Origin of the sequence: Gordonia liuliyuniae (assembly GCF_021738805.1) — a bacterium.
In the GTDB taxonomy this organism is placed as follows: Bacteria; Actinomycetota; Actinomycetes; order Mycobacteriales; family Mycobacteriaceae; genus Gordonia; species Gordonia liuliyuniae.
Map to the genome: position 1 here is coordinate 46,928 of NZ_JAKKOR010000012.1, position 12,970 is coordinate 59,897.

Genomic DNA, 12,970 nt, shown 5'->3' on the forward strand with positions numbered 1-12,970 from the left:
ACCGACATCAGGAGCACGATGACCCAGGCAGTCCGCCGACGACGCAGTTCACGCCTGGTGTTCGCGGCATTGGCGGCCGTGCTGGCGCTGATCGCGACCGCATGCTCGGACGGTCACCGCGATCTCCGGGCGCAACCGGCGGCTGGCTGGTCGTCGTACGGCGGCAACGGGGCAAATGCGAACTTCACCTACTCGTCGGTCCCCGAGGATCTGCAGCTGTCGTGGACGCGGTCTGCGGGTGGACGCATGCTGGCACAGGTGGCGATCGACGGCGGAGGCAACGTCGCCAGCACATCGCAGGCGCCTGCCGGATGCGACTTCCAGGTACTCGACCAGCGCTCGGGGCGGAAGAACTTCTGCAAACGCCTCGGGCCCGAGGCGGCCATCAACACGGCCTTCTACGACCAACTCGGCCAACCGTACATCGGTAAGGCCGGCCTGTTCATCGCTTACAGCAGCGGCGGAGCGATCCGGTGGCGACTACGCACAGAAGGGTTAGGCCTGTCGGCGAAGTCGGCCGGTCCGGGGCGGGTGCTCGTCGCCACGACCGGAGGTCAGGTCATGCTCGTGAACGCACAGACGGGCAAGCTCACAGCACCGCAGAAGCGGTTCCGGCCGAGGTCGGCCGGAACCGACCCGACCGCAGGCGCCGACCAGTGCGCCGACGGCGGACCGGAGTGCGCGATCGCCGCACCGCCCGCCGTCGACGCGGCGACCAATCGCGTGTTCCTCAACGTCTTCCCGCAGGGCGCCAAGAACTCCCAGCTCACCGCGCTGACCTACGTCGACGCTACAGGCGAGGAGAAGATCAACACCTTGTGGACCGCAGACCTCGGCGGCGGAATGGCCGGGCCGGCGAGCCTGTCGGCCGACGGCACGACCGTCTATGCGTTCGGGCGCGACGGCAAGCTGTACGCGGTCGACGCCTCGAACGGTCGCGTCCGCTGGTCGCACCGACTCGACGATGCGGGCTTCTCGACTTTGTCGGTGGCGCCGGACGGCACGATCGTCCCCGCGGGCGGTCTCGGGTCGCCGTTGACGATCCTGCACGACGACGGCGACCACGTCACCGAGGTCGCTCACCGTGACGACGTCGCGTCGGCGGGCGTCGGTACCCAGACGACGACGGGAGCCGTCTGGGCGGTCGTCCGTGAGGGCGCCGACCAACAACTGGTGCTCACCGAGTTCGACACGAAGACCGGCAAGACCAAGAGGTCGCTGCCGCTGCCAGACGCGTCCGGATTCTCCACCGGGGTCGCCGTGTCGGCGGCCGGACAGCTCGCTGTCTCCGTCACGGGCGGGACCGTGTACTTCTTCGACCGACGTTCCTGACGTCATGGCGTACGAGTTCGACGTCGACGATGTCACGTTCCTCACCTCGCAGCGGGGTGCCGACGCCCTCGCCGACGCGGCAAGACTTCCGCTCACCGATGCGTCTCTGCTGAAGGACGTGCCGACCCTGCGCGGTCGGCACGCACCCCACGAGGCGGCGCTCGTCGAGACCGTGCGGGCGCGACGTCGCGCCGTCGGAAAACTCGAGGACGCCGACGAACTGCTGCTGAGCGACACCTCGCTGCAGCAGTCCACACCGTCGGCCGTCGCCGCGCACCGCGCCGCCGACATAGCGGGACGACACCCCGGCGCCGTCGTCCACGACGTGACGTGCTCGATCGGTTCGGAGATGTTGGCGCTGTCCGCGGCGGACGGTCTCGGCGGCGTGGTCGGCAGCGACCTCGACCCGGTCCGCCTCGCGATGGCGGCCCACAATCTGCGTGGACGGTCAGGGGTGCAACTGGTACGCGCGGACGCCCTCGCCCCCTGCTCACAGGCCGACGTCGTGATCGCCGATCCCGGACGGCGCACCGCGCGCGGTCGGACGTTTCGCCTCGACGAACTCGATCCGCCGCTCCTGGAACTGCTGTCGGTCTACGCGGGGCGACCCCTCGTCGTCAAATGCTCCCCCGGCCTCGACTACCGGATGCTGCGCGACCGATTCGGTGTCGACGCGGCGATTCAGGTGACGTCGCTGGACGGCGGCGTCCGTGAGGCGTGTCTGTGGACCGAGGCCGACGATCTACCGGAGCGCCGCGCCACCGTCCTGCGGACCGTCGGCGACGGTGCAGTGCACGTCGACGAGTTGACCTCCGACGACTCCGACGAGGTCGACGACCCCGGCGTCGACGACTGGATCGTCGACCCGGACGGCGCGGTGGTGCGGGCCGGACTCGTCCGCCACTACGCGCACCGGCACCGCTTGCGACAGCTCGACCCGCAGATCGCCTATCTGACCGGAGACACGGTGCCTGCGGGAGCGCGCGGCTTCCGGATCGTCGACCGGCTCGGCGTCACCGAGCGTGCCCTGCGCTCGGTGCTCGCCGCCCACGACTGCGGCAGTCTAGAGATCCTGGTCCGCGGCCTCGACATCGATCCGGACCGGCTGCGCCGCAAGCTGAAGCTGAAAGGGTCGACACCGCTGGCGCTCGTCCTGACGCGGATCGGCCGCAACGGGGTCGCATTCGTGTGCGAGCCGGGAGTTCGGCACTAGATCGACCCAGTCGGTTCGAGCGTTCGGGGCCGATCACGGTCAGTTCCTGGACGCGACGAACCAGCCGTCGGCGGACACCAGCTTCTTCGCGTTCGACGGCGCCCCGGAGGTGCTGTCATCGTCGTCGGTGAACGGGCCGCCGTCCATCGCGTCGATGTTCGCACACGTGAACTCGCCCGACACGAGGTCGGCACTGAGCGCCGTCACCGTCAGCTCGCACTTGTCGTGCCAGCCGTCCGGGAAATACCCGCCGTCCACCTGCAAGCCGATGAACCCGTCGGAGTAGGGGCCCGGAACCGTGGTCGGCAGATCGTCGCTCGCACCGCTCGCCCGATCGGTCAACGTCACCACGAGACCGGCCGACGAATCGCCCGCACGGAACTCGAACTCGATCTTGTCGGCCTCTTTGTCCCACTCCCCTGCGTCATCATCGGGCGCACCGACCACCGAGACGCACTTCGCGGTCCCGTCGTCGAGTGTCACCCGGAACGCTGCACTTCCCGCGTCCAGGTCCGCGTCGGCGGTCGGGAGCGCGACGGAGCCCGTCCGAGGCTTCTGCTCACATGCCGCGTCGTCGGCCCCCTCGGCCGACGACCCCTCCGTCGATGATGACGACGAGTCGCGCGACGCCGTCGTCGGTTCGCCGTCAGATCCGCACGCGGCCAGGGCGACGATCGTTGCTGCGCTCAGAACGGCGAACGCGCCGCCGCGAACAATCCGGCTCATACAAGTCATTCGAGCACACGGCGCGCCGTCCTGCGGCTATTTCTCCGGCTTGGTTCCGGTGATCAGCACGTTGTAGAAGAACTCCGGCGGCACGACCTTGCGTAGGACGTTGTCATCGAGCCAGGTCATGCGACGCCAGCCGCCGAACGCGAACCGTGCCCAACCCCAGCCGAGCTTCTCGGGCGGCACCGCGGCTTCGAAGGTACGGACCGGCCAGCCGAGCATCGCGGCCGCCAGCTCTTCGCTCGCCGAACGGACCTCGACCGCGCCCGCACTCGTCGCGAGCCGTTCCAGGTCCTCGGGCGAGAACGTGTGGATGTCGACGACCGCTTCGAGGGCGGCCGCCCGCGAGCTCTCGTCGAGCTCCTCCTGCGGACGACGCCACGCCTTGAGCGGACCGAACTTGGTGATGTTCGTGGTCGCCCACCACGTGGCCCTGCTCATCCAGCGTGCATAGAAGTCGCCGTACGTCGACGGCTCACCCGCGAACACGAAGCGACCGCCCGGCTTGAGCACGCGCAGCACCTCGCGCAGCGACTTCTCGACGTCCGGGATGTGGTGCAGCACAGCGTGTCCCACGACGAGGTCGAATGTGTCGTCCTCGTACGGAATACTCTCGGCATCGGCGACGCGGCCATCAACGTCGAGACCGAGGTTCTCGGCGTTGCGGAGCGCGACCTTCACCATGCCCGGCGACAGGTCGGTGACCGACCCCTTCTCCGCGACTCCCGACTGCATGAGATTCAGTAGAAAGAAGCCGGTGCCGCAACCCAGCTCCATCGCGCGCCCGTACGGCAGCTCAGCGTCGGGCAGAATCAGGTCGAGGCGACCGCGCGCATAGTCGATGCAGCGCTCGTCGAACGAGATCGACCACTTCTCGTCGTAGGTCTCGGCCTCCCAGTCGTGGTAGAGGACTTGCGCGAGTTTGGTGTCCGTGAGCGCGGCCTGCACCTGTTCGGCAGTCGCGTGCGGGTTCGGCGCCGGGTCGTTGTTGTCGATCGTGGTCATCGTCGTCCTACTTTCCGGTGAACTTCGCCTTGCCGGGACCGTTCGCCACGAACGACTCCATGCCGATCGTGCGATCGTCGGTCGCGAACAACGACGAGAAGAGCTGAGCTTCGATCTTGAGGCCGGTCGCCAGGTCGGTGTCCAACCCCGCGTCGACGGCGGCCTTGCCTGCGGCGAGCGCAGCCGACGCCGCATTCGCGAACTGGTCGGCCCACGCGAGCGCCGCGTCGTAGACGTCGTCGGGGGCCACGACCTGGTCGACGAGGCCGATCTGCAACGCCTCGTCCGCCCCGACGAAACGTCCGCTGAAAATCATGTCCTTGGCGCGCGACGGACCGATCAGACGAGCGAGGCGCTGTGTCCCACCGCCGCCCGGAATCACACCGAGCAGCACCTCGGGGACGCCGAGCTTCGCGTTGTCGCCCGCGATCCGACGGTCCGCGCCGAGCGCGAGTTCGAGTCCGCCGCCGAGCGCGTAGCCGGTGATCGCCGCGACCGTCGGCTTCGGGATGGTCGCGATGGCACCGATCCCGTCCTGTAGCTTGCCTGCGACCTTCGACATGTCGGCGAACGACATCTCGTTCATCTCCTTGATGTCGGCGCCCGCGGCGAGCACCTTCGGTCCGCCGTAGACGACGACCGCCTTGATGTCGTCACGCGTCGACGCTTCGTCGGCGGCTGCCGACAACTCGGCCTGCACTTGACGGTTCAACGCATTCATCGGCGGACGGTTCAAACGGATCGTCCCGACGCCGGGATGATCCGGCGATGTCTCCAGAGTCACGAACTCAGCCATGCACGCAGGCTACCGGTTAGTAAGCTGCGGGCCGCAATCAGTCCTCGTGAGCGGGACTCGAGCGCACTACTGTTACCTCATGAGTGCAGATGCCGTCGAGCTCTCCGTCCCCGCGCCGGGCGGGCAGACCAGAACGGTCCGGGTCAGCAGCCCGGACCGGATCTACTTCCCCGACGTCGGACTCACCAAACTCGACCTGGCCCGCTACTACCAGTCGGTGGGCGAGCCGATCACCCGCGCGCTGCGTGCCCGACCCTGCATGCTGCATCGGTTCCCGAAGGGCACGGCGGGGAAGAAAGTGCACCAGAAGAAGCTGCCCGCGGGCGCCCCCGACTGGGTCGAGACTGTCGACGTGTACTTCCCCCGCTACTCGCGGATCGTGCAAGAGCTCTGCGTCACCGAGCCAGCCGCCGTCCTGTGGGCCGTCCAGATGGCGACCGTCGAGTTCCACCCCTGGAACTCACGACGCGCAGAGCCGTCACACCTCCCCTCGCCCTCACATCTCCCCTCGCTCCGCTCGCCCTCACATCTCCCCTCGCTCCGCTCGCCCGGTATCGAACGACCTGACGAATGGCGCATCGACCTCGACCCCATGCCCGACTGCGACTTTGCGCGCGTACGCCGCGTGGCTCATCTCGTCCACGAGGTCCTCGACGAGCTCGGCATCACCGGATACCCGAAGACCTCCGGCGGGCGCGGTATGCACGTCTACGTCCGCATCGAACCGGACTACGAGTTCGCCGACGTCCGTCGCGCCGCCCACGCGTTCGGCGCCGAAGTGGCCCGACGATCCGCAGGCGAGGCCACCGTCACCTGGTGGCGCAAGGACCGCGACCCGTCGTCGGTGTTCGTCGACTTCAACCAGAACGCCCGCGATCACACGATGGCCGCCGCGTACTCGGTGCGCGCCACGCCCCGCGCGACCGTGTCGACGCCGATCACCTGGGACGAGATCGACGACGTCGAACCGGATGACTTCACCGTCGCCTCCGTCCCCGAACGACTAGGCCGCCTCGGCGATCTACACGAACCGATCGACGACATCGCCTACCGCCTCGACACGCTCCTCGAGTGGGACGACCGGGACACCGCGGACGGCGAGCTGTGATGTCCAGGGCGGTTGGCAGCATTCGGGACGCCTAATTCGAGAAGTTCTTCTCCACGCGTCCATCGGCGAGTGCGGCGAGGTAACTGTCCGAGTCGGCGAACCGCAGGCCAGCGATGCCCGAACCGTCGCTGATCGTCGGTTCGATCGGCGCGATGTCGCGCGGGGCGACGAGCAGATCGTCGACGGTGTCGAATGCGGCGATCGACCGCAGCTGCGTCCAGGTGGGCGGCAGCAGGAAGTGCGTGCCCGCGTCCCAATCGGTGATCGCCGCGGCCGCGGTCATCCACTTCGCCTCAGCGGCCTCGCTGGTCGCGCCGTCGGCCTCCTGCGCGTCGGGCATCGCAGCGAGGAAGAAGCGGGTGTCGTAGCGGCGGGTCTCGTTCTTGGGGGTGATCCAATGCGCCAGCGGCCGCAGGAGGTCGGCGCGCAGGACGAGGCCCTGCGCGTCGAGGAACTCGCTGAGCGAGATCTCCTTGGCCTCCAGCCGCGCTCGTTCGCCGAACAACGACGCCGGATCGTCGTGCACCGCATCCGCGGTGCCGGCCAACAGCACGCCGCACTCCTCGAACGTCTCACGGACCGCAGCGCACACGAGGGCGCGCGCGGACGCCTCGTCGGTCGAGAACACGTCGGCCCAGAACGCGACGTCCGGACCAGCCCACTGGACCACAGCGTCGCAGTCCCTGGGGTCCACACCGCCGCCGGGGAAGACCGTCATGCCGCCGGCGAACGCCATCTGCTTGACCCGGCGCTGCAGGAAGACCTCGATGCCGTCCTGCCCGTCACGGACGAGGACGACAGTGGACGCGTCCCGCACAGGGACCTCGCCAGGTTCAGACACGTGACTCTCCTCAACTCGCCATTGGAAGTTAATCGACACTAACCGACGCGTGAGGTCAGGCGCGCCGGTGCCCTCCGGCTCGCCGAGCACGGCGCGCGAAGTAGCGCCCGTCGTCGTAACTGAGAACGATGTTCTGGCGGAACGTCTCGGACAGGTTCTCGGCAGTCAACGTATCGTCGATCGCCCCCTGTGCGACGACGCCGCCCTCGGACAGCATGAGCACGTTGGTGAAGCCGGGCGGAATCTCTTCGACATGGTGGGTGATCAACACCATCGCGGGCGAATCCGGGTCGGCGGCGAGCGCACCAAGCCGATCGACGAGCTCTTCGCGACCGCCGAGGTCGAGTCCGGCCGCCGGCTCGTCGAGCAGCAGCAGCTCCGGATCGGTCATCAGACCGCGAGCGATCAACACCCGCTTGCGCTCCCCCTCGCTGAGCGTGCCGAACGTGCGGTCGGCGAGGTGTTCGGCGCCCATCGACTCGAGAGTGTTCGTCGCCTGCGCGCGATCGGACGGGTCGTACTCCTCACGCCACCGACCGAGGACCGCGTAGCCTGCCGAGATCACGAGGTCGGCGACCTTCTCGTCGGCGGGGACGCGTCCTGCCAACGCCGAACTGACCAGCCCGATGCGGGTAGACAGCTCGCGGACGTCGGTGCGCCCGAGTCGTTCACCGACCACGAACGCCTCACCGCGCGTCGGGTGGTCGAGCGCCGCAGCCATTCGCAGGAGCGACGTCTTCCCCGCGCCGTTCGGGCCGATGATCACCCACCGCTCGTCGAGCTCCACCCGCCAGTCCACGGGGCCGACCAGCGTCGTGCCGCCACGCACCAGCGAGACGTCGTGGAATTCGATGAGGAGATCAGGATCAGCGATGCGTTCGGTCACGCCCTCCATGGTGCCGGATGGACCGTCGCACCTGTGACGGACATAGCCGATCGGGGAATAAACGGACGAGATACGTCGCTGCACGAAGACGTGACCGACTCTTCCTCCCCGCTCTCCGCGTCCTCTCTGGCAGCCATCCCCCTCTCACTCCTCGACCTAGCCCAGGTCGAGCCCGGCGAGCCGGTGGCGCACGCGCTGCGACATTCGACCGAGCTCGCGAAGTACGCCGACAGCCACGGATACGAGCGCATCTGGTACGCCGAACACCACAACATGGCGACCATCGCGTCGTCCGCTCCCGCCGTGTTGATCGCGCACATCGCCGCGCACACCTCTCGCATCCGCCTCGGCGCAGGCGGCGTAATGCTGCCCAACCACTCCCCGCTCGCGATCGCCGAACAGTACGGAACCCTCGCCGAACTGCACCCCGGCCGCATCGACCTCGGCCTCGGCCGCGCCCCCGGCGGCGATCAGGCCGTGCTTCACGCGTTGCGCCGCACGCACGCCGCGTCCGAGCAGTTCCCCCGCGACGTCGTCGAACTGCTCCGCTACTTCTCGGGTGTCGGCGTCGACGGAGTCCAGGCGGTCCCCGGAAGCGGCACGGACGTCCCGCTGTACATCCTCGGCTCGTCGCTGTTCGGCGCCCAGTTGGCGGCCGCCGTGGGACTCCCGTACGCGTTCGCCTCCCACTTCGCACCGCAGGCTCTGGAACAGGCCGTCGACACCTACCTGCACGACTTCCGGCCAGCCGCGCTGCCCGACGGAGGCGAGACCGAGCCGTACGTGATGGCCGCCGCCGCAGTGATCGCCGACGACGACGCCAGCCGCGCGGCCGACGAGTTCCATAAAGCCAAGGTGGGCCGGATCAAACATCTGTTCAACCGGGGCCGGAATCTGACGGACGCCGAAGCCGAGATGCTGCTCGACAGCCCGCAGGGCGGGCACGTCAACGAGATGCTGCGCTACGCCGCCGTCGGCACACCCGCGCAGGTCCGCGACCAGTTAGCGTCGTTCGCGCGCCACGCCCGCGCCGACGAACTGATCCTCGCCCCGCTCGCGGGCGACCGCGACGTCTCGCTCGGCACCGTCAAACACCTCGCACCGACGCCGTAGACGCGCGCTCGGCGATCACCGTCATCGAACCGGGAGCGACCTCGGTGAAACCGGCGTCACGTACCGCGGACGCGGTGCCGGCGGCCACGGCGTCGCGCAACCTCGCCCAGCGCGCGGCGTCGGCCTGTCGAACGTCCAGCGGGCATCCTGCGTCGTACCAGACCTGCGCCTGACCGAGAGTGAACAGTTCGGCGCCGAGCATTGACGCATGCCCGACCTGAGCGGCCGACTTGCCGACGGACATCTCGACTCCGGGGTTGAGCCACAGACACAGACCGTCCACGTCACCGGCCTGCTCCTCGCCACCGGGCAGCTCACCGTCGACGTCGGTGCCGCCGATCTGAAGCTTCCGGATCCGCTGGTCGACGTCGCCGACCCGTCCCGGCACGAACGCGCGGGCACGGCAGCCGTCGTGCTCGGCCGTCACGCCCCACAGGTTCTGCACGTCGCGCCACTGCTTTCCGCGCGCCCGTCGCGCGATCTTGCGGATCCGCGCATCGCACCACTCGTCGAGTCCCGCAGCCCACGGCCCGCCGTGCTCGCCGCATTCATCCAGACACACGAGCACCGCGGCGCGGGCGGCCGCGACCAGCAGTCCGTGCTTGTTCGGCGGGTCCACCTTCTCGATCTGCAGCACCATCTGCATCGCGAGGACGTGCGCCGGGTCGGCGGGATCCTCGCCGCCGCCGACATATCCGACGAGTCGGGTGTACGAGTCGGAGAACACCGTCCTACGACTCCAGCGGCACGCGGCGGAGAGTGCCGTCCTCGATGTCGGCGGCTTCGATCTCGTCGCGGGTCACACCGAGCATGAACAGCACCGCGTCCAGGAACGGATGGTCGAGAGTGGTGTCGGCGACCTCACGGAGCGCGGGCTTAGCGTTGAATGCTATGCCCAGGCCTGCCGCCGCCAACATGTCGATGTCGTTGGCACCGTCGCCAACCGCGACCGTCTGACCCATCGGCACACCGACCTGGTCGGCGAACGCGCGCAGCGCCCGCGCCTTACCCGGCCGGTCGATGATCTCGCCGATCACCCGGCCGGTGAGCGTGCCGTCGACTACTTCGAGCGTGTTCGCACGGACGAAGTCGAGTTCGAGTTCCCGGGCGAGCGGGTCGATCACCTGACGGAATCCGCCCGACACCACACCGCAGTGATAGCCGAGACGGTGGAGCGTGCGGATCGTGGTGCGGGCGCCCGGCGTCAACTGCAGCTCTGACGCAACCTCGTCGATCACCGACGCGTCGAGCCCCTCCAACGCTTTGACGCGTTCGTGCAGGGATTCGGCGAAGTCGAGTTCACCCCGCATCGCCGCCTCGGTCACCGCAGCGACCTCCGCCTCCCGGCCTGCCGAAGCGGCCAGCATCTCGATGACCTCGCCCTGGATGAGTGTCGAGTCGACGTCGAACACGATGACCCGTTTCGCGCGCCGTGCCAGGCCGCCACGGTCGACGGCGATGTCGATCGGGAATCTCGACGCCACTGTCACCAGCCCCGCGCGGAGGGCCATGTCAGTCGACTCGTCGTCACCGACGGTCACCAGCAGTTCTAACCCAGTCAGCGGATAGTCGGCGACGCCGCGGATCGAATCGATGTTCCCGCCGCACCCCGCGACCTCAGCGGCCACCGCCTGAAACGACTCGGCCGACACCGGCTGCCCCAGAATGACGATCGCGTGCGACGACGGGCGGTGCCCGTGGCTCGTCGCGTCCACCGCCAGCTCCACCGACATGCCGCGCGAATGCATCGGCAGGTCGACGGCGTCGAGGACCGCTGCCGCCGACCCGGTCGTCGTCACGAGGACACCGAGTGTCAGGTGGTTGTGAATCACCACCTGTTCGACGTCGAGGAGGTCGACTCCGACGCCTGCGAGCGCCCCCATCAACGACGAGGTCACACCCGGCTTGTCCGGGCCGCTGACGGTGATGAGAATGGTGCGCTTGGAGTCCACTTTTTCCACCCTTGAATTATGGGGCCTGGGCCGCGGTCGGAGCGAACCGGGCCGCAGACATACAACGAGACCCGCCCGAGTGAACTCGGACGGGTCTCGTCGTCTACGCAGTCGTGCCCGGGTTCTAGCCGGTCAGTGCGTCTTGTGCTTCTCGCTGCCCCAGCCGACATGGGCCTCGTCGCGCATGCGCTCCACCATGTGCGGGTAGTGAAGCTCGAAGGCGGGGCGCTCGGAACGGATCCGCGGCAGCTCGGTGAAGTTGTGGCGCGGCGGCGGGCAGCTGGTGGCCCACTCGAGCGAGTTGCCGAAGCCCCACGGATCGTCAACCGTGACGACCTCGCCGTAGCGGTAACTCTTGAAGACATTCCACAGGAACGGCAGCGTCGAGATACCCAGAACCAGGGCGCCGATCGTCGACACCAGGTTCAGCGTGGTGAAACCGTCCGACGGCAGATAGTCGGCGTAACGACGCGGCATACCCTCGTTGCCCAGCCAGTGCTGCACCAGGAAGGTGAGGTGGAAGCCGATGAACGTCAGCCAGAAGTGCCACTTGCCGAGCGTCTCGTCGAGCAGGCGTCCGGTCATCTTCGGGAACCAGAAGTAGATGCCCGCGTAGGTGGCGAACACGATGGTGCCGAACAGCACGTAGTGGAAGTGCGCGACGACGAAGTACGTGTCCGAGACGTGGAAGTCGATCGGCGGGGCGGCGAGCAGAACGCCCGTGAGGCCACCGAAGAGGAACGTCACGATGAAGCCGATCGAGAACAGCATCGGGGTCTCGAACGTTATTCGACCCTTCCACATCGTTCCGATCCAGTTGAAGAACTTCACACCGGTCGGGATCGCGATGAGGAACGTCATGAACGAGAAGAACGGGAGCAGAACCGAGCCGGTCACGTACATGTGGTGCGCCCAGACGGCCACCGACAGCGCGGCGATCGCGAGGGTCGCGTACACCAGACCCGAATAGCCGAAGATCGGCTTACGCGAGAAGACCGGGAACACTTCGGACACGATGCCGAAGAACGGGATTGCGATCACGTAGACCTCGGGGTGACCGAAGAACCAGAACAGGTGCTGCCACAGGATGACACCGCCGTTAGCGGGGTCGTACAGGTGAGCGCCGAACTGGCGGTCCACTTCCAGGCCCATCAGGGCGGCGGTCAGCAGCGGGAAGATCAGCAGGATCAGGACGCTCGTGACGAGGATGTTCCAGGTGAAGATCGGCATGCGGAACATAGTCATGCCCGGTGCACGCAAGCACACGACGGTGGTGATCATGTTGACCGCACCCAGGATGGTGCCCAGACCGGCCACACCCAGACCCATGATCCACAGGTCGGCGCCGAGACCTGGCGAGTGCACCATGTCGGTGAGCGGCGTGTACGCCGTCCAACCGAAGTCAGCCGCACCGCCCGGGGTGAGGAACCCGCCGAGTGCAGTCAGGTTGCCGAACAGGAACAGCCAGTAGCCGAGCGAGTTCAGGCGCGGGAACGCGACGTCGGGGGAACCGATCTGAAGCGGGAGAACGAAGTTGGCGAAGCCGATGACGATCGGCGTCGCGTACATCAGCAGCATCACGGTGCCGTGCATCGTGAACAGCTGGTTGAACTGCTCATTCGACAGGAACTGAAGTCCCGGATGGGCGAGCTCGCCACGCATCAGAAGCGCCATCAGACCGCCGACGAGGAAGAAGGCGAAACAGGTGACGATATACATCTGTCCGATCAGCTTGTGATCGGTAGTCGTGATGAGTTTGTAGAAGAAAGAGCCCTTGGGCTGGTAACGCTCCGGATAGGGGCGCTCGGCCTCCACCCGGGTCGTCGGCTGATCTACCGCGGTCACTGAATCCTCCTCGTGAGCACCGTCGCGTCGGTCTCCCGGTCGTCGGCACTGGACCTTCGTCCGTCTACTGCTGTGGCGCCGACCGAAGACAGCGCGCTGCATCACTGATCGTAGACCAGAGCCGGGTGCAATTCCGAGTGGGTCCTACGA

At 67.6% G+C, this 12,970-nt stretch carries 12 protein-coding genes; 4 read left to right on the forward strand and 8 right to left on the reverse strand.

All coding sequences use genetic code 11. The features are described from left to right. Positions 1-18: 18 nt before the first annotated feature. The gene (locus tag L5G33_RS16120) at positions 19-1,332 is read left to right on the forward strand and encodes an outer membrane protein assembly factor BamB family protein (protein WP_236999181.1); all 1,314 of its coding nucleotides are present in this window, start codon (positions 19-21) and stop codon (positions 1,330-1,332) included. 4 nt (positions 1,333-1,336) lie between these two features. Continuing rightward, complete coding sequence (locus L5G33_RS16125) at positions 1,337-2,545, forward strand: THUMP-like domain-containing protein (protein WP_236999182.1); 1,209 nt, start codon at positions 1,337-1,339, stop codon at positions 2,543-2,545. A gap of 39 nt (positions 2,546-2,584) precedes the next feature. On the opposite strand, the gene L5G33_RS16130 is transcribed toward L5G33_RS16125, so the two are convergent. From L5G33_RS16130 to L5G33_RS16140, 3 genes are read right to left on the reverse strand one after another with little or no spacing between them, the layout of a single operon-like run. Continuing rightward, on the reverse strand, positions 2,585-3,271 hold the full coding sequence (locus L5G33_RS16130; protein ID WP_236999183.1) for a hypothetical protein: 687 nt from the start codon (positions 3,269-3,271) through the stop codon (positions 2,585-2,587). A gap of 36 nt (positions 3,272-3,307) precedes the next feature. Then, positions 3,308-4,279 carry a class I SAM-dependent methyltransferase gene (locus tag L5G33_RS16135; RefSeq protein WP_236999184.1) on the reverse strand — a complete coding sequence of 324 codons (972 nt, stop codon included), beginning with the start codon at positions 4,277-4,279 and terminating at the stop codon, positions 3,308-3,310. 7 nt (positions 4,280-4,286) lie between these two features. Then, entirely contained in the window at positions 4,287-5,075 is a 789-nt protein-coding gene (locus L5G33_RS16140) for an enoyl-CoA hydratase/isomerase family protein (RefSeq protein ID WP_236999185.1), read from the reverse strand. Between the two features lie 79 nt (positions 5,076-5,154). Between L5G33_RS16140 and L5G33_RS16145 the strand changes: the two genes are divergently transcribed. After that, a complete protein-coding gene (locus tag L5G33_RS16145) occupies positions 5,155-6,183 on the forward strand; it encodes a DNA polymerase domain-containing protein (RefSeq protein WP_236999186.1) in 1,029 nt (342 codons plus the stop codon). Positions 6,184-6,214: 31 nt separating this feature from the next. Here L5G33_RS16145 and L5G33_RS16150 read toward each other — a convergent pair whose 3' ends face one another. Further along, the gene (locus L5G33_RS16150; RefSeq protein WP_236999187.1) at positions 6,215-7,024 is read right to left on the reverse strand and encodes an NUDIX hydrolase; all 810 of its coding nucleotides are present in this window, start codon (positions 7,022-7,024) and stop codon (positions 6,215-6,217) included. A gap of 55 nt (positions 7,025-7,079) precedes the next feature. Further along, positions 7,080-7,910, reverse strand: a complete 831-nt coding sequence (locus tag L5G33_RS16155) for an ABC transporter ATP-binding protein (protein WP_236999188.1) — start codon at positions 7,908-7,910, stop codon at positions 7,080-7,082. 90 nt (positions 7,911-8,000) lie between these two features. On the opposite strand from L5G33_RS16155, the gene L5G33_RS16160 reads away from it, so the two are divergent. Continuing rightward, complete coding sequence (locus L5G33_RS16160; RefSeq protein WP_236999189.1) at positions 8,001-9,023, forward strand: LLM class flavin-dependent oxidoreductase; 1,023 nt, start codon at positions 8,001-8,003, stop codon at positions 9,021-9,023. Here L5G33_RS16160 and L5G33_RS16165 read toward each other — a convergent pair. From L5G33_RS16165 to ctaD, 3 genes are all read right to left on the reverse strand, one after another. Then, positions 8,998-9,750 carry a peptidyl-tRNA hydrolase gene (locus L5G33_RS16165; protein WP_236999190.1) on the reverse strand — a complete coding sequence of 251 codons (753 nt, stop codon included), beginning with the start codon at positions 9,748-9,750 and terminating at the stop codon, positions 8,998-9,000. The genes L5G33_RS16160 and L5G33_RS16165 overlap by 26 nt on opposite strands. A 4-nt stretch (positions 9,751-9,754) precedes the next feature. After that, positions 9,755-10,984, reverse strand: a complete 1,230-nt coding sequence (gene serB, locus L5G33_RS16170; RefSeq protein WP_372476925.1) for a phosphoserine phosphatase SerB — start codon at positions 10,982-10,984, stop codon at positions 9,755-9,757. Between the two features lie 123 nt (positions 10,985-11,107). After that, the gene (gene ctaD, locus L5G33_RS16175) at positions 11,108-12,820 is read right to left on the reverse strand and encodes an aa3-type cytochrome oxidase subunit I (RefSeq protein WP_236999192.1); all 1,713 of its coding nucleotides are present in this window, start codon (positions 12,818-12,820) and stop codon (positions 11,108-11,110) included. Between the last annotated feature and the right edge of the window lie 150 nt (positions 12,821-12,970).

Coding starts and splice junctions, on each gene's coding strand:
- L5G33_RS16120 (WP_236999181.1), top strand. CDS start 19: ATGACCCAGGCAGTCCGCCGACGACGCAGTTCACGCCTGGTGTTCGCG.
- L5G33_RS16125 (WP_236999182.1), top strand. CDS start 1,337: ATGGCGTACGAGTTCGACGTCGACGATGTCACGTTCCTCACCTCGCAG.
- L5G33_RS16130 (WP_236999183.1), bottom strand. CDS start 3,271: ATGAGCCGGATTGTTCGCGGCGGCGCGTTCGCCGTTCTGAGCGCAGCA.
- L5G33_RS16135 (WP_236999184.1), bottom strand. CDS start 4,279: ATGACCACGATCGACAACAACGACCCGGCGCCGAACCCGCACGCGACT.
- L5G33_RS16140 (WP_236999185.1), bottom strand. CDS start 5,075: ATGGCTGAGTTCGTGACTCTGGAGACATCGCCGGATCATCCCGGCGTC.
- L5G33_RS16145 (WP_236999186.1), top strand. CDS start 5,155: ATGAGTGCAGATGCCGTCGAGCTCTCCGTCCCCGCGCCGGGCGGGCAG.